The 26,970-nt window shown below is 63.3% G+C and carries 21 protein-coding genes; 13 read left to right on the forward strand and 8 right to left on the reverse strand.

The window, feature by feature from the left end:
- The 5 genes from A9D13_RS12105 to A9D13_RS12125 form a co-directional block, all read left to right on the forward strand.
- Window positions 1-633 (forward strand): RpiB/LacA/LacB family sugar-phosphate isomerase (locus A9D13_RS12105; protein ID WP_066768387.1); only part of this gene is annotated, 633 nt, incomplete at its 5' end.
- A 92-nt stretch (window positions 634-725) separates the two neighbouring features.
- A complete protein-coding gene (gene kduD / locus A9D13_RS12110; protein WP_066768412.1) occupies window positions 726-1,499 on the forward strand; it encodes a 2-dehydro-3-deoxy-D-gluconate 5-dehydrogenase KduD in 774 nt (257 codons plus the stop codon).
- A gap of 8 nt (window positions 1,500-1,507) precedes the next feature.
- Window positions 1,508-2,533, forward strand: a complete 1,026-nt coding sequence (locus tag A9D13_RS12115) for a sugar kinase (RefSeq protein ID WP_066774132.1) — start codon at window positions 1,508-1,510, stop codon at window positions 2,531-2,533.
- Window positions 2,496-4,076, forward strand: coding sequence for a carboxylesterase/lipase family protein (locus tag A9D13_RS12120; RefSeq protein WP_229665421.1), 1,581 nt, complete (start codon window positions 2,496-2,498; stop codon window positions 4,074-4,076). Before A9D13_RS12115 ends, A9D13_RS12120 begins: the two co-directional genes overlap by 38 nt.
- 1 nt (window position 4,077) lies before the next feature.
- A complete protein-coding gene (locus A9D13_RS12125; RefSeq protein ID WP_066774136.1) occupies window positions 4,078-4,953 on the forward strand; it encodes a rhamnogalacturonan acetylesterase in 876 nt (291 codons plus the stop codon).
- A 39-nt stretch (window positions 4,954-4,992) separates the two neighbouring features.
- Here the strand turns inward: A9D13_RS12125 and A9D13_RS12130 are convergent, their stop codons facing one another.
- Both A9D13_RS12130 and A9D13_RS12135 read right to left on the reverse strand, forming a co-directional pair.
- Window positions 4,993-5,394 (reverse strand): cupin domain-containing protein, encoded by a 402-nt coding sequence (locus tag A9D13_RS12130; protein ID WP_066774614.1) that lies wholly within the window; start codon window positions 5,392-5,394, stop codon window positions 4,993-4,995.
- Window positions 5,395-5,450: 56 nt separating this feature from the next.
- Window positions 5,451-6,800 carry a pectate lyase family protein gene (locus tag A9D13_RS12135; RefSeq protein WP_066774138.1) on the reverse strand — a complete coding sequence of 450 codons (1,350 nt, stop codon included), beginning with the start codon at window positions 6,798-6,800 and terminating at the stop codon, window positions 5,451-5,453.
- Between the two features lie 166 nt (window positions 6,801-6,966).
- On the opposite strand from A9D13_RS12135, the gene A9D13_RS12140 reads away from it, so the two are divergent.
- The 6 genes from A9D13_RS12140 to A9D13_RS12165 are packed head-to-tail and all read left to right on the forward strand — an operon-like array spanning window position 6,967 to window position 15,160.
- The gene (locus A9D13_RS12140) at window positions 6,967-9,720 is read left to right on the forward strand and encodes a TonB-dependent receptor (protein WP_066774140.1); all 2,754 of its coding nucleotides are present in this window, start codon (window positions 6,967-6,969) and stop codon (window positions 9,718-9,720) included.
- A gap of 29 nt (window positions 9,721-9,749) precedes the next feature.
- Window positions 9,750-10,748, forward strand: coding sequence for an alpha/beta hydrolase (locus tag A9D13_RS12145; protein ID WP_066774142.1), 999 nt, complete (start codon window positions 9,750-9,752; stop codon window positions 10,746-10,748).
- Window positions 10,748-12,373, forward strand: coding sequence for a family 43 glycosylhydrolase (locus tag A9D13_RS12150; RefSeq protein ID WP_066774616.1), 1,626 nt, complete (start codon window positions 10,748-10,750; stop codon window positions 12,371-12,373). Before A9D13_RS12145 ends, A9D13_RS12150 begins: the two co-directional genes overlap by 1 nt.
- Entirely contained in the window at window positions 12,370-13,377 is a 1,008-nt protein-coding gene (locus A9D13_RS12155) for a TRAP transporter substrate-binding protein (RefSeq protein ID WP_229665423.1), read from the forward strand. The genes A9D13_RS12150 and A9D13_RS12155 overlap by 4 nt, the downstream gene beginning before the upstream one ends.
- Entirely contained in the window at window positions 13,374-13,880 is a 507-nt protein-coding gene (locus tag A9D13_RS12160; protein ID WP_066774144.1) for a TRAP transporter small permease, read from the forward strand. Before A9D13_RS12155 ends, A9D13_RS12160 begins: the two co-directional genes overlap by 4 nt.
- A complete protein-coding gene (locus tag A9D13_RS12165) occupies window positions 13,880-15,160 on the forward strand; it encodes a TRAP transporter large permease (RefSeq protein WP_066774146.1) in 1,281 nt (426 codons plus the stop codon). Before A9D13_RS12160 ends, A9D13_RS12165 begins: the two co-directional genes overlap by 1 nt.
- 6 nt (window positions 15,161-15,166) lie before the next feature.
- Here A9D13_RS12165 and A9D13_RS12170 read toward each other — a convergent pair whose 3' ends face one another.
- Together A9D13_RS12170 and A9D13_RS12175 are read right to left on the reverse strand one after the other, a co-directional pair.
- Window positions 15,167-15,769 carry a twin-arginine translocation pathway signal protein gene (locus A9D13_RS12170; protein WP_066774148.1) on the reverse strand — a complete coding sequence of 201 codons (603 nt, stop codon included), beginning with the start codon at window positions 15,767-15,769 and terminating at the stop codon, window positions 15,167-15,169.
- 86 nt (window positions 15,770-15,855) lie between these two features.
- Entirely contained in the window at window positions 15,856-17,388 is a 1,533-nt protein-coding gene (locus A9D13_RS12175) for a UxaA family hydrolase (RefSeq protein ID WP_308420389.1), read from the reverse strand.
- Between the two features lie 148 nt (window positions 17,389-17,536).
- On the opposite strand from A9D13_RS12175, the gene uxaC reads away from it, so the two are divergent.
- Together uxaC and A9D13_RS12185 are read left to right on the forward strand one after the other, a co-directional pair.
- Window positions 17,537-18,937: a glucuronate isomerase gene (gene uxaC / locus A9D13_RS12180; protein WP_066774150.1), complete on the forward strand. Its 1,401-nt coding sequence runs from the start codon at window positions 17,537-17,539 to the stop codon at window positions 18,935-18,937.
- Window positions 18,934-20,268, forward strand: a complete 1,335-nt coding sequence (locus tag A9D13_RS12185; RefSeq protein ID WP_066774152.1) for a mannitol dehydrogenase family protein — start codon at window positions 18,934-18,936, stop codon at window positions 20,266-20,268. Before uxaC ends, A9D13_RS12185 begins: the two co-directional genes overlap by 4 nt.
- On the opposite strand, the gene A9D13_RS20545 is transcribed toward A9D13_RS12185, so the two are convergent.
- From A9D13_RS20545 to A9D13_RS12200, 4 genes are read right to left on the reverse strand one after another with little or no spacing between them, the layout of a single operon-like run.
- On the reverse strand, window positions 20,265-20,432 hold the full coding sequence (locus A9D13_RS20545) for a hypothetical protein (RefSeq protein ID WP_156522042.1): 168 nt from the start codon (window positions 20,430-20,432) through the stop codon (window positions 20,265-20,267). The two genes, A9D13_RS12185 and A9D13_RS20545, sit on opposite strands and share 4 nt — an antisense overlap.
- On the reverse strand, window positions 20,429-21,559 hold the full coding sequence (locus A9D13_RS12190) for a PepSY-associated TM helix domain-containing protein (RefSeq protein ID WP_066774154.1): 1,131 nt from the start codon (window positions 21,557-21,559) through the stop codon (window positions 20,429-20,431). The genes A9D13_RS20545 and A9D13_RS12190 overlap by 4 nt, the downstream gene beginning before the upstream one ends.
- Window positions 21,556-24,738 (reverse strand): amidohydrolase family protein, encoded by a 3,183-nt coding sequence (locus A9D13_RS12195; protein ID WP_066774156.1) that lies wholly within the window; start codon window positions 24,736-24,738, stop codon window positions 21,556-21,558. Before A9D13_RS12195 ends, A9D13_RS12190 begins: the two co-directional genes overlap by 4 nt.
- The gene (locus tag A9D13_RS12200; protein ID WP_066774157.1) at window positions 24,738-26,969 is read right to left on the reverse strand and encodes a TonB-dependent receptor; all 2,232 of its coding nucleotides are present in this window, start codon (window positions 26,967-26,969) and stop codon (window positions 24,738-24,740) included. Before A9D13_RS12200 ends, A9D13_RS12195 begins: the two co-directional genes overlap by 1 nt.
- Between the last annotated feature and the right edge of the window lies 1 nt (window position 26,970).

A 26,970-nucleotide genomic window follows, 5' to 3' on the forward strand; every position in this document is an offset into this window, starting at 1 on the left:
ATGAAGATTGCCGTCATCACCGAGAACAGCCAGGCCGCGAAGAACTGCATCATTGAAGATGCGCTGAAGTCGGTTGTGGAGCCTTTGGGCCACGAGGTTTACAATTACGGGATGTACACGCCCGAGGACAAGGCGCACCTGACCTATCCGATGGTCGGTCTGCTTGCCGCCTCGATCCTCAATGCGAAGGCTGCCGATTTCGTCGTCACCGGCTGCGGCACGGGCACCGGCTCGATGCTGGCCTGCAATGCGATGCCGGGCGTGTTCTGCGGTCTGGTCATCGACCCGACCGATGCGTTCCTGTTTGCCCAGATCAACGACGGCAACGCCATCGCCATGCCCTATGCCAAGGGCTTTGGCTGGGCTGCCGAACTCAACCTGCAGGATTGCTATCGCAAGCTGTTCGAAGGCGAGAGCGGCGTCGGCTATCCCAAGGAACGCGCCGCCGTCATGGCCAAGAACCGCGGCGTGCTGGCAGACCTCAAGGCCGCGTCGTGCAAGGACATGCTGACCGTGCTCAAGAGCGTGGACCAGGACCTCCTCAAGACCGCGGTATCGGGCGAGCGTTTCGAGGAATATTTCTACGCGAACTCTCAGGACGAAGAGATCAGCGCCTATCTCAAGAGCCTCTGATCGGGGCCTGCCGGACAGATATTCCGGCAAGATGGGATGACCAGTGCCGCCGCCCCGCCATGCGCCGGGCGGCGGCAGACAGCGAGGATGCAATGACGAAGAGCCCCTTTGATCTTTCCGGCCGCGTGGCGGTCGTCACCGGCGCGAACACCGGCATCGGCCAGGGCATCGCCCTCGCGCTGGCCGAAGCGGGCGCGGATATCGCCGCGGTCGGCCGCAGCGCCGCGACCGAGACCTGCGAGAAAGTGAAGGCACTGGGCCGCCGCTGCGAGCTGATCGGCGCCGATCTTTCCAGCATCGAACCGGTGAACGAGGTCGTCGACACGGTGGTCGAGAAACTCGGATCGCTCGACATTCTGGTGAACAACGCCGGCATCATCCGCCGCGCCGACGCGCTCGATTTCTCGGAAGAGGACTGGGACGCGGTAATGGACACCAATCTCAAGACGCTGTTCTTCCTGTGCCAGGCAGCAGCGCGCCACATGACCGGCTGGTCCAGCCAGGACGGCAAGCGCGGCAAGATCGTCAATATCGCCTCGCTGCTGACCTTTCAGGGCGGCATTCGCGTGCCCAGCTATACCGCCAGCAAGTCGGGCGTGGGCGGGCTGACGAAGCTGCTCGCCAATGAATGGGCGACCAGGGGCATCAATGTGAACGCCATCGCACCCGGCTATATCGCGACGAACAACACCGCCGCGCTGCAGGCCGATCCCGAACGCAGCCGCCAGATCGTGGAACGCATCCCCGAAGGCCGCTGGGGCAAGCCCAGCGACATCGGCGGAGCCGCCGTTTTCCTTGCCAGCGACGCCGCCGATTACGTGCAGGGGCAGGTCCTTGCCGTTGACGGTGGCTGGCTGGGCCGGTGATAGAAACGATGGTCGGCCCCGTCGTCTGCTTTGGCGAGATGCTGCTGCGCCTCTCGCCGCAGGGCGCAATACCGCTGCAACAGGCGGGCGGTGTCGCCATCGATGTCGGCGGGGCCGAAGCGAATGTCGCGGCAGCCCTTGCCAGCCTTGGCGTGCCGACGCGCATGCTGACCGTCGTTCCCGACAATCCGCTGGGCCGCAAGGCAAAGGCGGCGCTGGGCGCGGCGGGCAGCGACACGCGCTTTATCGCGTCTGTCCCGGCGGGCGTGGGCGGCGGGCGTATCGGGCTCTATTGGTTCGAGCCGCCTGCTGGGCCCATCGCGGGGCGCGTCACCTATGACCGCGCGGGCAGTTCCTTTGCGCTTGCCGATCCTGCCGACCTGCCGTTTGCGCAGGCGCTGGAAGGGGCGAGCCTGCTGCACATGTCGGGCATCACCCCGGCGCTGGGGCCCGCAGGCGTGGAACTCGCGCGCGCCGCCGTCGCCGCGGCGAAGGACGCAGGTGTCCCGATCTGTTTCGACGGCAATTACCGCGCCAATCTGTGGGATGCGTGGGACAGCGATCCGCGCGCCATCCTGACCGAACTGGTCGGTGCGGCCACGCTGATGATCGGCAATCACCGCGACATCTCGCTGCTTTTGGGCAAGACATTTTCAGGCGACGGCGCGGACCGCCGCCGCGAAGCGAGCGAGGCGGCGTTCGAGGCGTTCCCGAACCTTCAGCTGATCGCCAGCACCGCGCGGCATGTAGAGGCCGCCTGCACCCACCGCCTTGCGGGCCGGATCGACCTGCGCGCCAGCCACTGGCAGACCGACGAGGTCCGGATCGAGAACATCGTCGACCGCATCGGCACCGGCGACGCCTATGCCGCGGGCGTGATCTACAGCTGGCTTGGCGGCGGCGATGCAAAGCAAATGGCAAAAACCGGATTGGCCCTGGCCGCGCTCAAACATGGCGTGCCAGGCGACATGATCCTGGCAACGGAAGAGGAACTCCATGAATTCAACCCATCGGGAGGCGATGTCCGGCGGTAGGGGCTCGACGCGTCGCACCATCTTGAAGGGCGGCCTGCTGGGTGCAGGCCTGCTGGGCGCATCGACGGCAAAGGCGAAATCACCGCCCCGCGTCGGCGGCTTTGAGGGAATCAGGCAGGCAGGCGTCGATGCCTTTCTGGGTATCCGCTATGCCACCGCCCGCAGGTTTGAGCGGGCCGTGCCCCTGCCTTTCCCCGCAGAGCCGACACCGGCAAAGAATTTCGGGCCGATCTGCCCGCAGCGCGCCGACACCGGCGAAAGGCAGAGCGAGGACTGCCTGTTCCTCAACGTCTGGACGCCCGATGCCAATCCGGCGGCTCGCCGCCCCGTCATGGTCTATTTCCATGGCGGCGCCTATAATGGCGGCACTGTCACCGATCCCGTCACGCGCGGTCAGCATCTGGCAGGTCAGGGCGATGTCGTCGTGGTCACGGTCAATCAGCGACTGAACGTTTTCGGCTATCCTTGGCTCGCCCCCTTTGGCCCCCAATTCGCCGACAGCGGCAATCTGGGTCAGCTCGACCTGATCTGTGCGCTTCAATGGGTGCGCGACCATGTCGCGAAATTCGGCGGCGACCCCGCGCGCGTCATGGTGTTCGGCCAATCGGGCGGCGGCGCGAAGATCGCGACATTGATGGCCATGCCTGCCGCCAAGGGACTGTTCCATTCGGCTGCGACGATGAGCGGCCAGCAGGTCACCGCCAGCGGCCCGACCAATGCGCTGAAACGTATCACCGCACTGTTTGAATATCTCAGCCTGCCCACAGGCGATGTCGATGCGCTCAAGTCTCTCTCGACCGAGCGACTGGTCGAGGGGCTTTCGGCCACCGATCCAGTGCTGGGGGGCAGTCTCTATTTCGGGCCGGTGCTCGACATGGTGAACCTGCCGCGCCACCCGTTCTGGCCCGATGCCGCGCCGCAATCCTTGGCGATCCCGATGATCCTGGGCAACACGACCGATGAAACGCGGGCCTTTATCGGAACGGACAGCCCCTATGTGCAGGGGCTGGACTGGTCGAACATTGCCGAGCGCGTGCGGCCCAATATCCGCATCGACCTGCGCCCCGATTACGTGGTCGCACAATATCGCCGACATTTCCCGGACTGGTCGGCGCAAGAGGTGTTTTACGCCGCAACGACCGATGGGCGCAGCTGGCCCGGCCAGCTGATCGAAGCCGACGAACGCGCGAAGGCAGGCGCAGAGAGGACATGGGTGTATCAGCTCGACCGCCCCTCCCCCATCGATCCCGATCGGGGGGCGGCGCATACCGACGACCTGCCCTATGTCTTTGGCACTCTGGACGCAAAGGGCAGCTATTCCGGCACCGGCAAGCGGGCGCGCGCGATCAGCGCGGCGATGATGCGGGCCTTTACCGGCCTTGCCCGGGACGGCACCCCCGGACTGGCAGACTGGGCGGCCTATGACCTGCCCCGCCGGGCGACATTGATGGTAGGCGAAGACGCGATCGCCATGGTCGACGATCCGCGCCAATGGCAGCGCGAGATGTGGTCGAGCGCGCCCTATATCCAGCCGGGGATCTGACATGAAGCGACCATTACTCTTCACTGCGGCAGCCGTGACGCTGCCCCTGTTCGCCGCGATGACTGCTTCGGCGCAGGCCGGGCCGCCGCAGGCGGAGATGGCGACCGAGACCAGCACGGTCGAAGGGGTGAACAAGATCATCCTCGTCGGCGATTCCACGACCGCCACCGGCAATGGCTGGGGCCCGATGTTCTGCGCCCATCACACCACCCATCCGACCGCCTGCCTCAACCTTGCGCGCAATGGGCGCAGCAGCGGTTCGTATCGCGCTGAAGGACTGTGGGACGTGGCGCTTAACGAGATGAAGGTCGCAGGCTATGGCACCGTCTTCGTGCTGATCGGTTTTGGTCATAACGACCAGCCCGGAAAGCCGGGCCGCTCGACCGACCTGAAATCCGAATTTCCCGCGAACATGCGCCGCTATGTCCGCGAAGCAAGGGAAGCGGGTGCGGTGCCGGTTCTGTTTACGCCGCTGACACGGCGTTTGTTCAGGGACGGTGAAGTGGAACGCGATCTCGACCCATGGGCCGAGGCGATCAGGCAGATTGCTGCGGAAACGGATACTCCACTGGTCGACCTCAACGGGCGTAGCACGCAGATCGTGCAGGCAATGGGCCCCTCGGTGCAAAACCTCTTGGCAGAGATTCCGGCCCCGCCGCAGGTGGCGGCCGCCGCAGCCATCGATGGTGAAACACTGCCTTCGGCGACCGGCCGCCCCACCCCTGCTCCGGTGCCAGACACGCTGCGCGTGGCAAAGATGACATGGGTCTACGACTATACCCATCTCGGCGAATTCGGGGGCAAGCTGTTTGCCGCGGTCATGGCTGACGAGCTGGCGAGCGAAGTGCCCGAGATGCGACGCCTGCTGCGGCCCTGAAGCCTTTATGCTGCACCCTTAGGCGGGTGCAGCATAATGCTATCTGGCGACAGGATAGGCGATGATGATCGACAAGGGTTCGCTTCCCGTCTGGCGGATTCCGACGACCGCGCCGTCGTAAAGATAGGCTGCTTTGCCCGGCGAAAGCGCGGCCTCTACGCCGTCGGAAATCACGATGCCCGTGCCAGCGGTGACATAGTACACCTCGTCATGCGCAATCACATGTTCCCCGATGGCCGATCCCACGTCGAGCACGCGGCGGCGAAACTCCATGGTGCGCGGCTGCGGAGCAGCGTCCGATATGCGATAGGCGGTCGACATGCCGATCGCGCCGTGCGGCGGTGCCTCGCGGACGGTGACATCGGCTTCGTCGACCACCACCATCGGCGGGGCCTCTGCCACCTTCGGCTCCTGCGCCAATGCGCATGCCGCGCAGGCCATCAGCGGGGCCGCGGTCGAAAGCCTCGCCGCCGCCCTGAAACCGGGGAGCGCCGCGATCATTTCGCCGTGGCCCGCATGGCCTTGTCGCGCGTGCTCAAAGCCTCCTGCGCCTCGACCTTCTGGCCCGGATAAACGCCGCTGAGCGGCGTCATCGACTTGAGATCCCATTTGGAGGCATCGAACTTCGCGCGGGTTTCCGGAAAGCTGGGATAGCCCCCCACTTCCTCCTGGCTGTCGATGGTGTGGCCGCGGCCTTCGGCAATATAGAACAGGACGCGGATTTCCTCATCGCTGCGATCCCACGGACGGGCTCCGGCGTTACGCAGCACATAGGTCTCGACTTCCTTGGACGGCATCAGATCATAACCGGACAGGCTGGCAAGCGGCTCGGCTTCCTCGATCAGCTTTGCGCTGGTCTGACCATAGGTTCCAAACATGGGCAGCTTTTCGCCGTGGCGGTCCACCGCGATATTGTCGCGCCCGTAATATTTCAGGTCGCCAACGCCGCCCAGCATCAGGAAAGGCAGATCCTCTGCCGTCGAATTGCCGCCACGCATGACATTGCCGACAGCGGTAATCTCTCCGGCGACATGCTGGTGATCGGTCCATTCAAGGTCCATCAGATTATAATGAACCGCGCGCAGCGCCGGATCATAGATGAAGTTGTTGACCATCAGCACCTGCGCGCCGCCCTTCACCAGCGGCGAACGTTCGACATTATGCGCCCAGATATTGCGGTCGAACACGATGCCGGTGGCATTGTCGTGGATCAGGGAACCCTTGGAATGTTCGCCCTTGGGATGGCTCGAATCGGCAAGGCCTTCGGCTGCGAAATTAAGCCGGAAGACGATGTTATGGCTGGTCGCCTTACGCCATTCGGCGACAGTGTCACCGCCGCCAAAGCGCGGCCCGCTCGCCGACATGTTTTCGTCCACCGCCCACATGAAGGTGTTGTTCTCGATCACCACGTCATGCGCGGCAGCGGTTGAAAAAGCGTCTGCTTCCCAGCCCGACATCTTTTCCTGCCCTGCATCGCCGGTCATTACGCGCAAATGGCTGATCTTGACGTCATGGGTCGTCACGTCGATCCCGCCGCGCATCAAGGTGATGCCGGGCGAAGGCGCGGTCTGCCCCGCGATGGTGACATAGGGCTGGTCGATCTTCAGGCTCGACATGCCGAGATCGATCGCGCCGCCAACCTCGAACACGATGATGCGCTTGCCCTTCATAGCCAGCGCCGCGGCAAGGCTGCCCGGACCGTCTTTCGCGAGTGTCGTGACCTTTACGATCTTGCCGCCCTGGCCGCCTTCGGTCGGGTCGCCCGGTTGCGCGCTGGCCGGAGTCATGATGGCTGCGCCAGCTGCAAGAACGGCGGAAATCTGCGAAAAGTTACGCGTTTTCAACATTCATCTTTCTCCCAATTGCTAGCTTCTTGACAGACCGGGACCGCCTCGGCAATAGGTTATGACACCGGTTACCAAAAACCGGGTGGGAGATTCGGGATGCTGAGGGCGATTTTTTTCTCCCCTCTAGGAAACCGGTGTCAAACATCCGGGACCAGGGGAGGATGAGATGAAAAAGTTCACGAAATTCAACAGCTACAAGACCGCGCTGCTTCTCGGCAGCGCATTGCTCGCGCCGCAGACCGCCTTTGCGCAGGACGCAGCCGACACCGATGCCGAGGAAGCGGCGGAACAGGCCGTGGAGCAGACCGTCGGCGCGGACGAGATCGTCGTCACCGGCTTTCGCGCGTCGCTGAACGCCGCCATTTCCGCCAAGCGCGAATCCGTCGGTCAGGTCGATGTGATCGTCGCCGAGGACATCGCCAAGTTCCCCGACACCAACCTTGCCGAATCGCTGCAGCGTATCCCCGGCGTCGCGATCGAGCGTGACGCAGGCGAAGGACGCGCGATCACCGTTCGCGGCCTGGGCGCACAGTTCACCCGCGTTCGCGTCAACGGCATGGAGACCATCGCCACCTCGACCGACGGTGCATCGTCGAACCGCGACCGCGCCTTTGACTTCAACGTCTTTGCATCGGAGCTGTTCAATTCCATCGTCGTGCACAAGACCGCTTCGGCCAGCCTCGACGAGGGATCGCTGGGCGCGGTTATCGACCTGTCGACCGGCAACCCTCTCTCCTATGGCGCGGGCAGCAAGTTCGTGGTGTCCGCACAGGGGCGCTATAACGACCTGAACGACGATCTTTCGCCCCGCCTCGCCGGCCTTGCCGCGTGGAACAACGAAGACGAAACTTTTGGCGTTTCGGCATCGGTGGCATGGTCGAAGTATGAAACTGCGGAGCTGGGCAATAATTCGGTCCGCTGGGCCAATAATGCGCAGTTCAATTCGGTCGACGGCGTAAATTGTCCGGCCAACCCCGCCGATGCCGGCTGCATGGAAGTCACCAGCGCCTTCCACCCGCGTATCCCGCGCTATGGCCTTGTAAACCACGAACGCGAACGCCTGGGCGCCACCGCCGCGGTCCAGTTCAAGCCCAGCGAAGACACCAATATCGAAATCGACGGCCTCTATTCCAAATTCAAGGAAGACCGCGACGAATATTGGGGCGAGGTGCTGCTGCGCTCGAACGAGGATGACATCGACTTGTCGAACTACGTGATCGACGGCGACAATAATGTCATCAGCGCCGATCTGACCAATGCGTGGATCCGCAACGAACGCTATCACCGCGAAAGCGAGACCGAGTTCTACCAGATCTCGGGCAAGATCGAGCAGTTCTTCACCGACACTTTCCTTGCCCGCCTGTCGGGCGGCTTCTCGAAGTCGGACGCGACGATCCCGGTCGAAACCACCATCATCTTCGACGACCGCGACGGCGAATATTCCTACGACTACACCAATATGAAGAGCCCGCTGCTGGTCTTCGGCACCGATGTGACCGATCCGACCAATTTCCAGCTGGCCGAATTCCGCGACCGCCCGAGCCAGGTGAACAACAAGTTCAAGACGATCGCGCTCGACCTCGAGTGGGAGCCGACCGATGGGCTGACCATCAAGACCGGCCCGTTCTGGCGCGAGTTCGACTTCTTCACCACCAGCGCGCGTCGTGACAGCCAGTATTGTTCGGCCTTCGACTGTGCCGATGGGGCCTATGGCGCGCCGGTCACCAGCGATCTTGCCGAACTGTTCAAGCTGGGTGATGCGGGCCAGCCATCGGGCAACACCAACCAATGGGTCGTGCCCAACCTGGGTGCCACCACCGATTTCATCGGCCTTTACGACATTCCCGCCGTCACCCGTCAGGGCGACGAGCGCGGCGTGACCGAAGAGGTCTATGGCGGCTATTTCGAAACCGGCTTCGAGATCGAGACCTTTATCCGCATGTCCGGCAATTTCGGCATGCGCTATGCGAAGACCAATCAGACCTCGAGCGGCTTTAACAACGGTCAGTACGTGACGGTGAAGCGCAGCTATGACGATCTGCTGCCGGCGGTGAACCTCAACTTCTTCCCCGCCGACAATTTCATCATCCGCGCTGCCGCTGCGAAGGTCATCACCCGCCCCAGCCTCGGCTCGCTCACGCCGGGCGGTTCGGTCGATGAATTCAACTTCGGCATCTCTTCGGGCAATCCGTATATCGATCCGTACCGGGCGTGGAATTACGACCTGTCGTTCGAATATTATTTCGCTCCGGGCGCGATCGCCTCGCTGGCGCTGTTCCGTAAGGAAGTGCAGAGCTTCCCGGTCGGCATCATCCAGGACCTGACCTATGCGCAGAGCGGTCTTCCGACCTCGCTGCTCACCAACGGCACGCCCGCCTATGACGCGATCGTCAATGGCACCGATCCCGACCGCCTGTTCACGGCGCGCACCACCACCAATGGCGAAGGCGCGACGATCCAGGGTATCGAGGTTGGCCTCAACCTGCCGTTCTCGGCCTTCAGCGATGCGCTGTCGGACTTCGGCGTGCTGGGCAATGTCACCTATGTCGATTCCGAACAGGATTTCGCTTTCGGCGACGATGTCTATGTCATCACCTTCCCGGGCGTTTCGAAATATTCGGCCAACGGTACGGTCTATTACGACAACGGCACCTTCTCGGTCCGTGTGTCGGGTGCCTATCGCGACGGTTACAACACCGGGTCGAGCGGCAACGGCAACTTCCTCGAAGGCTTCTCGAGCACGTTCAACCTCGACGCGGCGGTCCGCTACAAGCTGACCGACAACATCGAACTCATGCTCGATGGCAACAACCTGACCGACCAGTATCGCTATCGCTGGACCGATAACGATGCGCGCCGGAACTATGAGAACAATCATTTCGGCCGGATCATCATGTTCGGTGCCCGGATCGAGATGTAATCGAAAAGGGGGCGAGGAACTTGCACGACATGAAAGGCACGCGCCGCTCTGTTCTGGCAGGTCTCGCCCTCTCCACCTTGCTGACTACTCGCGGTGAGGCGCAAACAGCACCGCCGAGTGCGGGAGGCCCAACCTCTCCGGGCCTCCCGCAGCCTTCTGAAACCATAGACCTGTGGCCCGATGACGCGCCCGGAAGCCCGGCATCCCTCCCGCAGGAGATGGTGACGGAACGGTCGGAAGACCGCCTCGTCACCGATCGTGCGGTGCTGGGCATTTCGGTCCCGCGCCTGGTTGTCTTTCGCCCCGATCGTCCCAACGGGGCAGCCCTCCTCCTCTCCCCTGGAGGCGGCTACAAGCACGTGGTCGTCGACAAGGAGGGTTATGAAATCGCGCGCTGGGCCACGGCGCGCGGCTTCACCTGTTTCGTCCTGTTCTATCGCCTGCCCTATGACGGCTGGGCGGACAGGGCCAATGTTCCCCTTCAGGATGCACAGCGGGCGATGCGCGTGATCCGCAGCCGTTACCGCGACTATGCCATCGATCCCGAACGCGTAGGGATGATGGGTTTTTCAGCCGGTGGCCACCTGTGCGCAGACCTTGGCGCGCGTTTCGATGCAAAAATCTATGATCCGGTCGACGATGCAGACATGCTATCGGCAAGGCCGTTTTTCGCAGCACCGATCTATCCCGTGATTTCGATGACGCCGGGGATCGCGCATCCCGGTTCACGCGACCTGCTGCTGGGCGACAATCCGACAAAGGCGATGGAGGCGGCGCATTCACCGGACAGGAATGTGCCCGATAATCCGCCCCCGCATTTCCTCCTCCATGCCGAGGATGACGATGTCGTGCCGGTGGAAAACACGTTGCTGCTGCGCGCCGCAGTGAAAGCGAAGGGCGCGCGGGTCGAGACACATCTTTTCCAGAACGGCGGCCATGGCTTTGGCCTCAGGAAAGCGATCGGCAAGCCGGTCGAACATTGGCCCGAACTATGGCGCGCATGGGCGCAGACGATCGGTTTTGCGTAATGGCAACGGGTCGCAGGGATCTCTTTCGCGCAGTCGGCGCGGCTTCGCTGGCCGGGCTGGCATCGGGCGTGCCCGCCATTGCGGCGCCAGCCCCCGCGCCCGCCCCGCGCGCGACGAACTGGCGCCGCGACGCAGAGGGCAAGCGCATCGCCGATCTGGGCAATGGCAGCTTCCTCAATCCGCTGATCTCTGGCGACCGGCCCGACCCCGCGATCCTGAAAGATGGTGACGATTATTACGTCACCTTTTCGACCTTCGACGCCTATCCCGGCCTGTTGATCTGGCATTCGCGCGATCTGGTGAACTGGCAGCCGCTAAAGCCGGCGCTGCACCGGAACATCGGCTCTGTATGGGCGCCCAGCCTGCACAAAGACCGGGGCAAGTACCTGCTCTACATCCCGGTAAAGGCTAAGCCGCAGAACGACATTTTCGTCGCTTGGGCCGATGACATCGCCGGACCTTGGAGCGATCCTATCCCGCTGGGCCTGCCCAATCATATCGATCCCTGCCACGCCGTCGCCGAAGACGGCTCGCGCTGGCTTTTCCTGTCGGGCGGAGACCGGGTGCGGCTGTCGGACGACAATCTCTCCCTCGCCGGAAAGGTCGAGCATGTCTATGACCCGTGGCGCTACCCCTCCGACTGGATCGTCGAGGGGTTCGCCCCGGAAGGGCCGAAAATCCACCATATCGGTGATTGGTACTACATGCTGACCGCCGTTGGCGGCACTGCCGGACCGCCGACCGGCCACATGGTCATCGCCGCCCGGTCAAAATCGCTGCACGGGCCATGGGAAGACCATCCCGGCAATCCCCTTGTGCGGACGACCAGCCGTGACGAGGCCTGGTGGTCGCGCGGGCACGCCTCTCTGGTCGAAGCGCCAGACGGCAGCTGGTGGTCGCTCTATCACGGATACGAGAATGATTTCTGGACGCTGGGCCGCCAGTGCCTGATGGACCCGGTGCGTTTCCGCCCCGATGGCTGGTTCGAAATGACGGGCGGCGATCTGTCGCAGCCCATCGCCAAGCCGACAAGCGGAGAAGCGCTGCCGCATGGCATGGCGCTATCCGACGATTTTTCCGCGCCGCTGGCGCTGGGCTCCAAATGGGCCTTTTTTAAACCGACCGCCGATGAAGGGACCCGCGTTTCGGTGCGTGATGGTGTGCTCCATTTCCGCGCCAGGGGCGATGCGCCCTCCTCCGGCTCGCCGCTGCTGATCACCGCGGGCGACCGCAGTTACGTGTTCGAATGCGACATCGAGATTCCGGCCGGCGGCCGCGCCGGGCTGATCCTGTTCTATGACGACAAGCTTTATGCAGGGCTCGGTTTCGACGAGGACCGATTTGTCACCCACCAATATGGCATCGAACGCGCCCGCCCAGCCAATCCGCATGGCCGCCGGATGAAAATGCGCGTGACGAATGACCGCAATATCGTCACCTTCGACACCAGCGGCGACAATGGCAAGACATGGCTGCGGTTCGACAGGGGGATGGAAGTGTCAGGCTATCACCACAATGTGCGGGGCGGCTTCCTGATGCTGCGCCCCGGACTTTATTCCGCGCGCGCCGGTACGGCGCAGTTTCGCGATTTCACCTTCCGCGCATTCGATCCGGACAAGGCATGACCTCAGAATTTTCCCTATCGCGCCGATCCCTGATCGCAATGCTGGCCGCCGGCACGGGGCTTGGCCTTGCAGGCTGTCAGCCGCGCCTGTCAGGCCTGTTTACCAGCGCCGACACGCATCCCGGCGATTATCCCACCGTACAGGCGGTGGAATATATGGGCCGCCTGCTGGAACAGCGCAGCGGCGGGCGCCTCGGTATTCATGTCTATCCCGGTGCGCAGCTGGGGAATGAGCGTGATACGCTGGAGATCACGACCTTTGGCGGGCTCGATTTCAACCGCACCAACCTGGCGCCGCTGAACTCGGTGGAGCCGATGACGATCCCGCCATCGCTCCCCTTCATCTTCAAGTCGGTCGATCACATGCGCGCCGCGCTGGATGGCGACATCGGCGAGGAAATCCTGGAAAGCTTCACGCAACACGATCTTATCGGCCTGTGCTTCTATGATTCCGGCGCGCGCAATTTCTATAACACGCGCGGCCCCATTTTCACGCCCGATGACATGAAGGGGCTGAAGCTACGCGTCCCCTCTTCGGACCTCTACCTGGCGATGGTCAACGCCCTCGGCGCAAATGCCGTGCCCATGCCGTTCGACGAGGTTTACCAGTCGCTGGCGCAGGGCGTGATCGACGGGGCGGAGAACAACTGGCCGAGTTTCGAAAGCGCCCGCCATTACGAAGTCGCTCGCTTCATCAGCCTGACCAACCACCTCCTCACGCCCGAAGTCCTGCTGATGAGCAAGGTCAGCTGGGACAAGCTCTCTGCCGCCGATCAGCAGATGGTGCGGCAGGCCGCGCGCGACAGCGTGCCCCACATGCGCAAGCTTTGGGACGCACGCGTGGCATCGAGCCGCGAAACGATCCTCGCCTCGGGGGTGGAGGCCAATGAGGTCGACACCACCCCCTTCGCCGAAATGATGAAACCCGTGTGGGACGAATTCCTCGTCACGCCGCAGCAGCGCGACATTGCCCAGCGCATCGTCAAGCTGGGAGAGACATTATGAGCGCCGCAAGATGGATCGAGACGTTTAGTGACATCCTTGCCCGCTTGGCCGCAATTGGCCTGGTCGTGATGACCGCAGTGGTCGGATGGCAGGTATTCGGCCGCTTCATCCTCGATGCCAGCCCATCGTGGACGGAGCAGACCGCGATGCTGCTGATGATCTGGTATGTGCTGTTCGCCGCAGCGGCCGGCGTGCGCGAAGGGTTCCATATCCGCATCGCGCTGCTTGACGATCTGCTGGGTTCGGGCGGGGTAGCGATGGTGCACCGCGTCATCAACGCGCTGGTCGCCGTCTTCGGCCTTGTCATCGCGTTCTATGGCGCGGACCTGCTGTGGGCGGTGCGCGATCACGTCATCCCCTCGCTGGGTCTGAAGCGCTGGGTCGCCTATGCGCCGCTGCCGATCAGCGGCTTTCTCATGACCGTCTTTGCCATCGAAAACATGGTCAAGGCGCGCGCCAATCACGGTCTCGAAACCGAAAGCCTGACGGGGAGCCCCGACTGATGGAACTCCTCGTGCTCTTCGGTGTCCTGTTTCTGCTGCTCGCGATCGGCGTACCAGTGGCCTTCGCCCTGTTCGGCGCGGCGCTGGCCACATTTGCGGTGGTGGACATTCCGCTTGTCGTCGCCGTTCAGCGCATGGCGGCAGGGATCAGCGTCTTTACCCTGATGGCCATCCCCTTCTTCATCTTTGCCGGTGACCTGATGTACCGCGCCGGTATTGCCGAGCGACTGGTAAAGGTCGCCGATGCCGCCTTTGGCCGGGTGCGCGGCGGGCTGGGCCTTGTCGATGTCGGCGCATCCATGATGTTCGGCGCGGTATCGGGGTCGGCCATCGCCAGCGCCTCGGCCATCGGCTCGACCATGGTCCCGCTGATGCGCGACAAGGGTTATCCCGGCGATTACGCGGTGAACGTCACGGTGACGGCGGCCATTGTCGGCCTGCTGATTCCGCCATCGCACAACATGATCATCTATTCCGCGGCGTCGGGCATCGGCGTGTCCATCGGCGACCTGTTCGTGGCGGGCATCGTGCCGGGCATGCTGACCGGGCTGATGCTGATGACGACGGCATGGCTCGTCGCGAAAAAGCGCGGCCTGCCCAAAGGCGAATTCCCCGGCTGGAAAAAATTCCTCGTCGCCGCGATCTACGCCATTCCGGGGCTGCTGACTGCTGTCATCATCATGGGCGGCATATTGTCAGGCTATTTCACCGCGACCGAAAGTTCGGCGATCGCGGTAATCTATACGATCGTCATCGGCGTGTTCGTCTATCGCAGCCTTGGCTGGGCGGCTTTCTGGGATGCGGCGGGCAAGTCCGTGCGCACCGCAGCGATGGTTCTGTTCATCATCGCTGCCGCCACCGCCTTCGGCTTCGCACTCGCCCTGCTGGAAGTGCCTGCCGCACTGGCTGGGCTGATCGCAGTCATTACCGATAATCCGATCCTTACCCTTCTCATCATCAACATCATGCTTTTGATGCTGGGCACCTTCATGGACATGGCGCCGCTGATCGTGATCACCACGCCGATCTTCCTGCCGGTCGCCATGGGCATGGGCGTGGACCCGGTGCATTTCGGCGTAATCATGATGCTGAACCTTGGCATCGGCCTTGTCACCCCGCCAGTGGGTTCGGTGCTGTTCGTCGGTTCCGCCGTGGGCAAGATACCGGTGACGACCCTCGTTAAGACCATCGGCCCGTTCTACGGCACGCTGATCCTTGCGCTCGTGCTCATCACCTATATCCCGTGGCTGTCGCTGGGACTGCTCCAGATCTGGAACTGATGCCCCTTACTTCTCGTCAGCCGTCATCGCGTCCCAGTCTTTCCAGCTGATGCCGCGACCGGGATAGGCGACGTTCTGGAACGGCCATTCCGCAGCCACCCAGCCTTTGACCCAGTCATAAAGCTCGGCATCGAAGCCTGCGTCATATTCCGCCTTGGTCACCCAGTGCATGACGACCGCGTCATAGCCTTCGACCTTGCTGGGGCGGACATAAACGCTGCCGCGCTCACGGCTGCCATCGGGGGTCAGAACGCCATAGGCAAAGGACTTGCGAGCCGCGAAACGGGCCGCTTCGTTTTCCATGTCGCGCATCGCGTCTTCGTCGGAAATATCCTCGCGCGGCCAGCCGGTGCTGCGGGAGAATGTCTTCTGCAGATGTTCGATCGAGGACATGTACGCGTCGTAATCGACCTGCACGAGGTCGGGACTCAGCGGCACCAGCTTGAAGCCATCGGCCTCCACCAGAACAGGTACGTCGAAATCTGACGGGACAAACGCCGGTTCGGCCGTTTCCGGAGCCGCAGTCTCTGCCGTTTGCGCAAAGGCGGGGCAGCCAGCAAGCGTTCCCATGGCCGCGCATATTCCAGCAAGAGCAAATCCGATCTTCATTCCGCTATCCTCGCATGATTTCGCACATCGGCTTATGACCATGCGGGTCCCTGCCGTGCAAATGCAAACGGCAGCCAGAACCGGAATTACAAAGTCACGCCGCGCTTCCAGATCGAGATCACGCGCTGGCCCATTTTTTCACTGGCGGTCTTTTTCCCGCTTGCGATTGCAAGCAGCGCCGCGGCGAAATCATCGTCCACCACCCCCGTCTCTTCAGACAGCAGGCGGCCCGCGTCGAAATCGATCCAGCCCGATTTGGCCGAGGCAAGGCGCGAATTGGATGCGACCTTTACTGTCGGCACGGGGAAGCCCAGCGGCGTGCCGCGTCCGGTCGTGAACAGGATCATCGTCGCCCCCGCTGCCGCCAATGCGGTGGAGGACACCGCATCATTGCCCGGCGCTTCCAGCAGGGTGAGGCCGCTCGCATCGGCCACGCCGCCATAATCGATGACATCGACCAAGGGTGCCTTACCGCCTTTTTGCACCGCGCCCAGCGACTTCTCCTCCAGCGTGGTGATCCCGCCCGCGATATTGCCGGGTGACGGATTTTCCGAAACCGGCTGCCCCTGGTCTAGGAAATAGCGTTTGAAGCGGTTGAGGAGCGCGCTTGCCTCCTTATGGACCTCGGCCGAAACGCTGCGCGCGAACAGCGCCTTTTCAGCGCCAAAGATCTCTGGAATTTCGGTCAGCACCAGCCGCCCGTCGCTTGCCGCAACGCGATCGGAAAAACGGCCCAGCAGTGGGTTCGCCGTTACGCCCGAAAGCGCGTCCGATCCACCGCATTTCAGGCCCACCGCCAGCGCCGATGCCGGGGCTTCGCTGCGCTCCATGCCGCGCAACTGCTCGACCAGTTCGTCGATCAGTGCATTGGCGCGGTCATATTCGTCACCCGGATCCTGTGCGCGCATCACGCGCAGCTTGGCGCGGCTGCGCTCGGGGATATGCTCGATCAGCGTATCGAGCTGGTTGCTCTCACACCCAAGGCCGATCAGCACCACGCCGCCCGCATTGGGGTTGTCGCACAGTGCAGCCAGCGCGGCCTGCGTGCCCGAAAGGTCATCGCCCAGCTGCGAACAGCCATGCGGATGGCCGAAACCGATGATCGCATCCAGTCCGCCCGACGCGATAGCATCGGCATGGCGCAACTCCGCTTCGCGCGCGAGCATTTCAGCCATTGGCGCGACGCAGCCAACAGTGGGGATCAGCCAGATCTCGTTTCTTGTGCCGTAGCGGCCATCCTCGCGCAGATAGCCCTGCCAGTTGCCCAGTGTCTTCGCGCCGCTTGCCGGCTGCGGTCCAGCGAAGTCGCCATAGCTGACTTCGCCGGAAAGCGCGGTCTTCAGATTATGCGAATGGACATGATCGCCGCGCGTGATCGCCGCGCTGGCGATGCCGATCTGTTCACCATAGCGGATCACCGGCTCGCCCTTCGCATGGGCCGCCAGAGCGATCTTGTGACCCGAAGGGATGGCAGCATTGGTCGTCAGCGTTCCATCGGGCGATGGCACCGATTCGCCCGCTGCAATATCGCGCAGCGCCACCATGACCGTATCGTCGGCATGGCAGATCATTGCCGCCGGGCGGGCATCCTCAGCCAGTTCAGCATTCATCTTCGTCATCTCTTGGGTTCTTGCCAGCATTGCCCATTGAAATCGGGGCCAAGCCGGTGCATTAGCGTCAATGACACCGGTTACCATAACAGGCGCCGCGCGACAATGCTGCTCCATTCCCGCAGCCATTCCGACCCGGCCCGAAAGAGAGAGCCTCATGACCCGCCCCCTCAACCTCCATCCCGATCGCCTGCTGCCCGCAGATCCTGCGGTTCGCGCCATCGCGCGCGATCTCTATGGCTCGGTTGCGAACCTGCCCATCGTCAGCCCGCATGGCCACACCGACCCAAGCTGGTTTGCCAAGAACGAAAGCTTCGGCAATGCGACCGAACTGCTGCTGGTCCCCGACCATTACCTGTTCCGCATGCTCTATTCGCAGGGTGTGCGATTGGAAGACCTTGGAATTTCGGGGCATGAGGCAAATCCGCGCGTGGCATGGCGCATCCTGGCTGAAAACTATTATCTGTTCCGCGGCACGCCATCGCGCATGTGGCTGGATTGGGTGTTCGCAGAGGCGTTCGGCATGGACGTGCAGCTGTCAGGCGAAACCGCGGACCTGTATTACGACACCATCACCGAAAAGCTGGCCACCGATGCGTTCCGTCCCCGCGCCCTGTTCGAGAGATATAATATCGAGGCGATCGCCACGACCGAAAGCCCATTGGACACGCTGGAGCATCACGCCGCCATCCGCGAATCGGGCTGGAACGGCCGCGTCGTCACCGCCTATCGCCCAGACCCCGTGGTCGATCCGGAGTTCGAGGGTTTTGCCGCAAACCTGAAGACGTTCGGCGAAATCACGGGCGAGGACACGATGACGTGGGAAGGCTATCTAAACGCCCATAGTCAGCGCCGCGAATTCTTCAAATCGTTCGGCGCGACCAGCACCGATCACGGCCACCCCACCGCCACCACCGCGAACCTGACGGCCAGCGAAGCCGCCGCCCTGTTCGACCGGGTGAAGGACGGCAATGCCAGCGCCGCCGACGCCGAGCTGTTCCGCGGCCAGATGCTGACCGAGATGGCGGCGATGAGCTTGTCGGACGGTCTGGTCATGCAGATCCACCCAGGCTCTTTCCGCAACCATAACGGCTGGCTGTTCGAGAATTTCGGACGCGACAAGGGCGCCGACATCCCGACGCGCACCGATTACGTGCATGCGCTAAAGCCCCTGCTCGACCGGTTCGGGAATGAGAAGGACCTTTCGATCATCCTCTTCACGCTGGATGAAAGCGTCTATGCCCGCGAACTCGCGCCGCTGGCTGGCCATTATCCGGTGCTGAAGCTGGGCCCGTCCTGGTGGTTCCACGACAGCCCCGAGGGCATGCGCCGCTTCCGCCACAACACGACCGAAACGGCCGGCTTCTACAACACCGTCGGCTTCAACGACGATACCCGCGCCTTCCTCTCGATCCCCGCGCGCCATGACGTGTCGCGGCGCATCGATTGCGGTTTCCTCGCCCAGCTGGTCGCCGAACACAGGATCGAGGATTGGGAAGCAGCCGAACTGGCGCAGGACCTTGCCTATAATCTCGTCAAGAAGGCGTATCGCCTGTGAGGCTCTCGCCAACCACGCTGACCGGCCTGCCTGTTGGCATTGCGACACCCGGCTATGACCGCGATGCGCAGCCGATCGGCATCGTTCATTTCGGGATCGGCGCGTTCCACCGCGCGCATCAGGCGTGGTATACCGATCTCGCCATGAATGCAGGCGAAAGCGGCTGGGCCATTTGCGGTGTCTCCATGCGCTCGGCCAGCGTGGCCGAACAGCTCAATCCGCAGGGCGGCCTCTATTCCTTGACCGAGCGCGGTGGCGGCAGGGCCGATACCAGCATCATCGGTGCGGTGCGCGAAGTGCTGGTCGCCCCCGATACGCCGGATGCAGTCATCGCGCGCATCGCCTCTCCCGATTGCCATATCGTCAGCTTCACAGTGACTGAAAAGGGCTATGCCCGTGCCGCCGACGGGTCGCTCGACCTCATGCTTGCAGCCAAGAGCTTCTACCCGCTGCTCACCGCAGCGCTGGAGCAGCGGCAAGCGCAGGGCCTCTCCGGCTTGACGCTGATGAGTTGCGACAATCTGTCGGGCAACGGCCAGGCGCTCGCGCGGCTGATGCATGACTGGCTTGAGGCGAAGGCACCGGCGCTGATCGACTGGTTCGACGCTAATTGCGCCTGCCCCGAAACGATGATCGACCGCATCGTGCCCGCCACCACCGACGAAGACCGCATCATGCTCGAAAAAAAGCTGGGCATGCGCGACGAAGGCGCGGTGTTGACCGAAAGCTTCAGCCAATGGGTGATCGAGGACCGTTTCGCCGGTCCGCGCCCAAGGTGGGAAAACCACGGCGCGCAGCTGGTGGCAGAGGTCGCGCCTTATGAAACCGCGAAGCTGCGCATGCTTAACGGAGCGCATTCAATGCTGGCCTATTGCGGCCTCGCGCGGGGCCTTACCTATGTGCATGAAGCCGTGGCCGATGCCGAACTGAAGGCGTTGGCAACGGACCTCATGCTTAAGGAAGCCGCCCCCACCATCGATGCCGCGCCGGAACAGGACCTGCCTGCATACGCCGCCAGCCTGATCGACCGATTTGCCGAACCCTCGATCCAGCACCGTCTGGCCCAGATCGCCATGGACGGATCGCAGAAAATCCCGCAGCGTTGGCTCGAAACGGTCAAGGCGCAGCAGGAAGCGGGCAATGCCTGCCCCTCCATCACCGCGGCCTTCGAGGCATGGATCGCGCATCTGGAAGATGGCACACTGGTCAATGACCCGCATGGCGAAGAGCTGACCGCCGTTGTCCGCGACAAGGGGCGTGAAGGCTTGCTCGACCATCTCTTCAACACGAGCGGGATTTTCGCGGGGCTACCCTGCCCGGTGGCGCGCTAACGCCGTTTGCGAACCAGCGCCCAACCGATCGGCAGCAGGCAAAGGGCAAGCGCGAGATTGGCGAAACCGTCCTCCCACGTCTCCCCCGTCAGGCCCGCGAACAGGCCGACAAGGGCGATGATGGCGATGATCGCAATGGGGGCGAGCGGGCGGTTCATCGTCATGCCGCGCCTGCCGATTGAAGCCGCGTGACAGCGCGGGTGCGCGCCGGTTTCGCCAGCCGCCTGGAAAACAGGTAAAGCCCGCTGCCCAGCACCACCATCGTCACGATGTCGAGCAGCGCCCAGAGGATCTTCATGATCAGCCCGCCGTAATCGCCAAAGTGCAGCGGCTGGGCCAGCAGCAGCCCTTTCATGTACCATGGCATGGGCCCAATCCCATCGACTTCGCCGGTCTGGGCATCGATCATCACCGGGGTCAGCAGCTTTTCGGTCAGCGGTGTCGCGCCCTGCAGGAACACGGCGTAATGATCGCGGCTGGAAAAGGCGGCACCGGGGAAGGCGACGAATTGCGGCCGCATGCCGGGCGCTGCCTCCATCGCGTTGGCGACGGCCCTGCCCGCCATGCCGGTACGATAGGGCGCAACCGTCTCCCCGCCATCCTTTGTCAGCGTGGCGAGCGCATCGGCGCGCCACCATGCGGTAATCGGTTCCGAAAGCGTGTTGATCGTGCCCGTCAGCCCGACGACCAGCGCCCATGCCAGTGTCACCCCGCCGATCATATTGTGCCAGTCGAGCCAGCGAATACGCGCGGCTTTCTCCTTACGCACGCCCGCAAAGCCTGCCTTTTTGGCAAAGGGCGAATAGAGCACGACCCCCGACACCAGGGCGAGGGCAAACAGGAAACCCATGAACCCCAGGAAATACATCCCCGGATCGCCCAGCAGCAGGTCGGTATGGATCTGGAGCAGGAGATCCATGAAACCGCCCTCCTCGCCCCCGCTGGCAGGCTTTGCATCGCGCAGGTCGATGGGGTTGAACGCCATCTGCGATTCCGCGGCATCCGCCGTTGGCCCGCTGGTTATATTCACCACCGGACGATCCACGTCGAAGGACAGGTACAGCGGCACATTGCCCGGATGCTTGGCCAAAGCCGCCTCTACCGCCGTGTCGTAATCGACCAGCGTCGATGCGTCCCATTTCTCGACCTCATGGCCGCCTTCCAGCGCCTCGATCTCGTCATGGAAGATCAGCGGCAGGCCGGTCGCGCACAGGATGAACATGAAGAGCGTGCAGGCAATGCTGCTCCATGTATGGACCACGCTCCATTTGCGCAGGGTGGCGGGCTTCATTGGCCGTCTCCTGTGTCGGGTATGTCGCTCAGCCACCAGCGGGGCGGCGCATCGCCGGGGCGGCCGATGGGGGCCAGCGTGTCGCCATCGAACAGCAATCCGCCGCGCATCACCATGTCGATGGCGCGCGCGTTGCGGATGTCCTGACGCGGGTCGGCATCCAATACCAGCAGGTCGGCCAGCTTGCCCGGCGTGATCGTGCCCAGATCGTCGGGCCTGCCGATTATGACGGCATTGTCACGCGTCGCGATCTCCAGCGCCTCTTCGGGCGTGGCCCCGCCCATGACGAAGCTTTCCATTTCCCAGTGGAGGCCGAGCCCCTGCACTTCCCCATGGCTGCCCGCGCCGACAAGACCGCCTGCGCGGCGGATACGCATCGCATCGGCGGCAAATTTCGGAAAGCTCTGCAAATCGGCGGCCATCCAGTGGATGTCGTGGCGGTCGCCCTCGAACACATGGGGCGGCGTGAAGTGGCGCAGCTTTGCATCCGCGGGATCTTCGCGATTGACGATGCTGTCGACCAAAGCCGTGCCGCCGCCATAAAGCACGGTGAAGGTCGGCGTGTAGGCGATATTGCTGGCGGTGAAGAGATTGATCACATCGTCGTGGATCGGCGTGATCGGCAGATTATGTTCGTTCCCGGCAAAGCCGTCGACCGCGTGGGTCAATTCCAGCACGAAATCCGCCGCGCCCTCGGTCGTGGGCATCATGCCGAGTTCGCGCGACGCCTGCGCCACATATTGCCGCCGTGCCCGGTCGCCGACCATATAGGCCTTGAGGTTGCGGGTGCGATAATGATCGCGATAACGGGTCAGCACGTCGCGCGCGGCCTGCAGGCTGTCGATATTGGAATTCACGAACACGCCCGGCCCGGTCGAAAACAGGCGCGGCCCTGCCATCATGCCGCTATCGGCCAGATCGCCATAGGTGAAAATGTCGGGCGTGAACGCCTGCACCTCAAGCGACGACGTCACCCCATAGGCAAGGTTCGCGGCAAAGGCCCAGTGCGCCGCATCGTGCTGCCCCCGGCGCAGGCCGAAGAAATGGGCGTGCGTGTCGATGAGGCCGGGCATGATGAACTTGCCTGTCAGGTCATGGCTTTGCGCGTCTATCGGCACCGCTAGCGAACCGCGCCTGCCGATTGCGGCGATGCGGTCCCCCTTGATCAGCACATCGGCGTTTTCGACGACCTTGCCGCCGTCCATGGTGAGCACTGTCGCGCCGCGCAGCAATTGCGGATGCGCGGGCATGGCGCGCGGCACGGTCACGGCCAGCGACCCGCCTTTGGCTTCGGCTTCAGGGTCGGCGGCGGTCAGCGCGGTGGCCGTGTCGATCGAGAGCCAGTCCGCGCCAACAGTCCAGAACAGGCGCTGGCCATCGCCGGTCCACATCGCGCGGTCGGCCCCGATGCGGGTCACGCGCTGGTGCCCTGCAGGGGCTTTCTGCAGGTCGAGCGTGGCCATGTCCTCTGCCGGTTCAGGCATCGGCAGCAGGTGCAGTTCGGATGCGGCGCGGGCCAGCAAATGCCGCGCATCGGGAGACACCAGAATATCGGTCACCGGCGCGCTGCCCGGCACATATTGCCCGACCGGGCGCGCCAGCACGGCGACGCGGGGGCTGATCCCGCCCGCCGTCACCTCGGCCAGAGCGGCGGGGGTCTGCACCCAGATGCGGCCATCGGCTGTCTGCTGCAGATTGGTAAGGCCGGTGCTGTGGGCGATGACTTGCGGTTCACCGCCATCCAGCGGGATGCGGACGATATCGGTGGCATAGCCCGGCACGATCTCGGTCGGGGCGTGCATGCGGTCGTAATTATTGACCTTCAGCGCCAGCACGGCAGCGCCATCGCGGCTGGCAATCAGCTCGGGCCAATAGGCACCACGTTTCGTCACCGCCCGCACTTCACCGCCTGAGGACGGTAGCGCCATGATCTGCCCGCCCTCGGCAGCGGTCCAGCGGGTGAAGAACAGGGTCCTGCCATCCACGCTCCACGCCGGGTCAAAGGCATCGCCGGTGAACAACCGGCGCGGCGCATCCTTGCCGCGCGCGCTTTTCACATAGAGCGAGCCCAGCGCGGTGAATGCAATGCGGGTTCCATCGGCCGAAGGCACGGCCCCTTCGGCGATATGGGTGACGACGGGGCCGCTCGATACATGCTGCACGACGCGGGCATTGGGCTTCAGCGCGAGATCGACCGGAGCACGAAAGGGGATGGCGGTCATCGACCCGCTCGCAATGTCGAGCAGGTGGAATTTGCCGCCTTTCGCCAGCACGATCCCGGTACCATCGGGCGTGAATTCATATCGCGGCAAGAGGTCGTAGTAATACGCCCCCTCCTGCCCGTCGCGGTCCACAGGGAAGGCGATCCAACGATCATCGCCCGTCGTCAGGTCACGCAGGCGCAGGCCCGTTTCGGCCCCGAACCGCGCCGCATAGGCAAGCCGCTTGCCATCGGGCGAAAGCACCGGGCGCATGCCGCCCGGCACGATCGTCTCGACATGGCCGGTGGCCAGATCCAGCCGCGCAATCGACCAGTTCGGCGGATCGTCCACGGTCCAGGTATGGCCGCGTTTCGTCGCGTAATAGACCGACTTGCCATCGGGCGTGGGCGCCGCGCCAAGCGCATTGATGCGCTCGTCCCAGCCCTCGTCGCCATTGGGCTGCGCCTTGACCAGCAATTCGCCCTTCCCTCCGGAGATGGGGAAGCGCCATAATTCGAACGCCAGCACCGAATGCACCGCGCGGCTGACATAGACCGCGCTGCCATCTGCTGCCCATGCGGGCGATGTTTCCAGTACCAGTGACGTGTCATCCGACAGCATGCGCGCGTCGCTGCCATCGGGGCGGGAGACCCAAAGGTTCGTGATGCCCGAGCGGTCGGAGATAAAGGCCAGCCACTCACCATCGGGCGAGAGCACGGGATCGCGTTCCCATGCATCGCCCGTCAGCACCGGAACCGCGTCACCGCCACCTGATGGCATGCGATAAATATCGCCCAGCACGTCGAAGAAGATGCTGCGCCCATCGGGCGAAAGATCGAGATGCGACCATGTCGCCTCGCTCGCCTCGTATCGCAGTCGGGCGCCATCCTGCGATCCCGCTGCATGCGCGGCCACCGAATGCCCCGCAGATGCGGACAGGGCGAGCGCCGCCGCAAGATTTACGGCGGCGCTTCTCATCACAGGCTCCAGTCGACCCTGAGCCCCACGGTGCGCGGACGCACGATCGAACCTTGCGGCACCAGCGCGCTGGTGAAGGGGGCGTTCAAAATGCCGTATTCGTCGAACACATTATTGGCAAAGGCGAGCACGTTCACATTCTCCGTCACGGCCACGCTGGCACGAAGATCGAAGATATTGAACCCGCCGCGCGTATTGTCATTGCCGAAAGCCACAGGTGCCTTCGACAGATAGCGATGCGCGATCTCGAAGCTGGGCGCATAGGCCATGTCGGCGAATTCGAAGCGCAGCCGGTTGTTGACCGACCATTTCGACGAACCCGGCAGGGTGGATCCGGCTTCATACCCGCCGCCCACTGCAAAGGTGTCGGGCAGGAACTTGGTCAGCTCCGCATCCTGATAGGTGAAGTTGGTCGAGAACTGGGCGAATGTCGCAAGATCGGCGGTCGCTGCGAACTCGATACCCTTCACCCGCGCGCCGCCCGCGTTTGAGACATAGGAGTAATAGGAGGGAGCCGGACCGAACAGCCGGGCCTGAATATCGTGCCATTCCTCCCAGAAGGCAGTGGCGTCTATATAGAGACGGTTGTCCAGCGCATGGAATTTCACGCCGACTTCGTAATTGTCGACGCTGTCACTGTCATAAGCGGTCTGGATCGTATCGAGCAGGCCCGCATTGGGGTTGATGCCGCCGACGCGGTAACCTTCGGAATAGGTCGCAAAGGCCATCACATCCTCGTTCGGGCGGAAGGCGACGGAGACCTTCGGCGTGAAGCCGTCTTCCGATTCCTTCACCGAGCCGGCGCGGTCGACCGGGCTGTAGCCGCCTTCGTAACCGCCCAGCGCGCCTGCCTGATTGAGCACGTCGCCCGCATAGCTGTTCCAGAAATAACGACCGCCGAGGATCAGCTCGATCTCGGGAATGATCTTGATCGAGATCTCGCCGAAAATGCCGGTGTCTTCGTTGTGCAGCTGTGACAGATAGCCATAGAGCCTGTCGTTCGGCGTGAGCAGGCTGCCCGCATAGCCGCCGAAGCTGTCGGGATTGGCGTCGATGTAAGCCTCTGCGCCCAGCTGGAAGATCTGGTCATAGCTGGTCTTGTCGCTGGTCATGTGGCTGATGCCGACAAGCCAGTTGAAGACGGGGCCCGTTTCCGATGCCAGCCGCGCCTCGACCGTGCGGATATTGGCGTCGGCATCGCCGGTGCCATAGGCGGTGCCCTCGCCCGTGGTCACGCCGGTGACATACCAATAGGGATAGGAAAATACGGTGGCGTTGGTCTTGTCGACGACCGAACCCATCACAGTCAGCGTGCCGACATCGGCCAGTTCCTGATCGAGCCGCACCGAGTTCAGGAAGAAGCGCGTCTCCTGCGGCTCGGCCCGCGCGGTGTCGCGGATATAGGGGTTGGAGGTGTCGAGATAGGTCTGGTCCTCCAGATCGGTGTCCTGCCAGACCGAGATATAGGTAATCGTCGTCTCGTCCGTCGGAGTAAAGACCAGCGATCCGCGCAGGCCGCGCGTGGTGAAGTCGTTCGATCCGGTCACGCCGGTGCCGGGATTGTCGAGATAGCCCGCATCGAAACGCTGATAGGCGACGAGGCGCGCAGCGAACTTGTCTTCCACGATTGGCAGGTTGACCATCGCCTTGGCGGCATAGTTCAGTTCGCCGCTCGCGTTCTTGGTCGTACCGATCAGCCCCTGCGCCGCTGCGTCCACCTTGGTCGGGTCCGCCGTCTTGACGACATAATTGACCAGACCGCCCAGCGTGGAGGAACCGAACAGCGTGCCCTGCGGACCGCGCAGCACTTCCACGCGCTCAAGATCGAAGGTGTCGACATCGGGAATGCCGATGGGGAAGCCCGGCTCCACCAGCGGCACTTCGTTGAGGTAATAGCCGACCGTGGTCTGCCCCTGCTCGTGATAGGTGGTCGCCGCGATGCCGCGAATGACGACTTCGGACACGCCGGGCTGATAGTCGTTGAAGGTCACGCCCGGCACGCGGGTGATGTAATCGGACAGGCTCTGTGCGCCGGTTTCCTTCAGCTCCTCACCGCTGATCGCAGTGGCCGAGATCGGCACGTCGTCCAGTGTCACGGGCCGCTTGGTCGCGGTGACGATGATATCGCCTTCCTTGTCCGCATCCTGCGCGAAGGCGGGCTGCGCCAGCAGGCCGGCTGCGGCGGCCAGCGCCGAAACGCCTGCGAAACGGGCGAAAGTGGAATTCCTCATG

Source organism: Croceicoccus mobilis, assembly GCF_001661965.1.
GTDB lineage: Bacteria > Pseudomonadota > Alphaproteobacteria > Sphingomonadales > Sphingomonadaceae > Croceicoccus > Croceicoccus mobilis.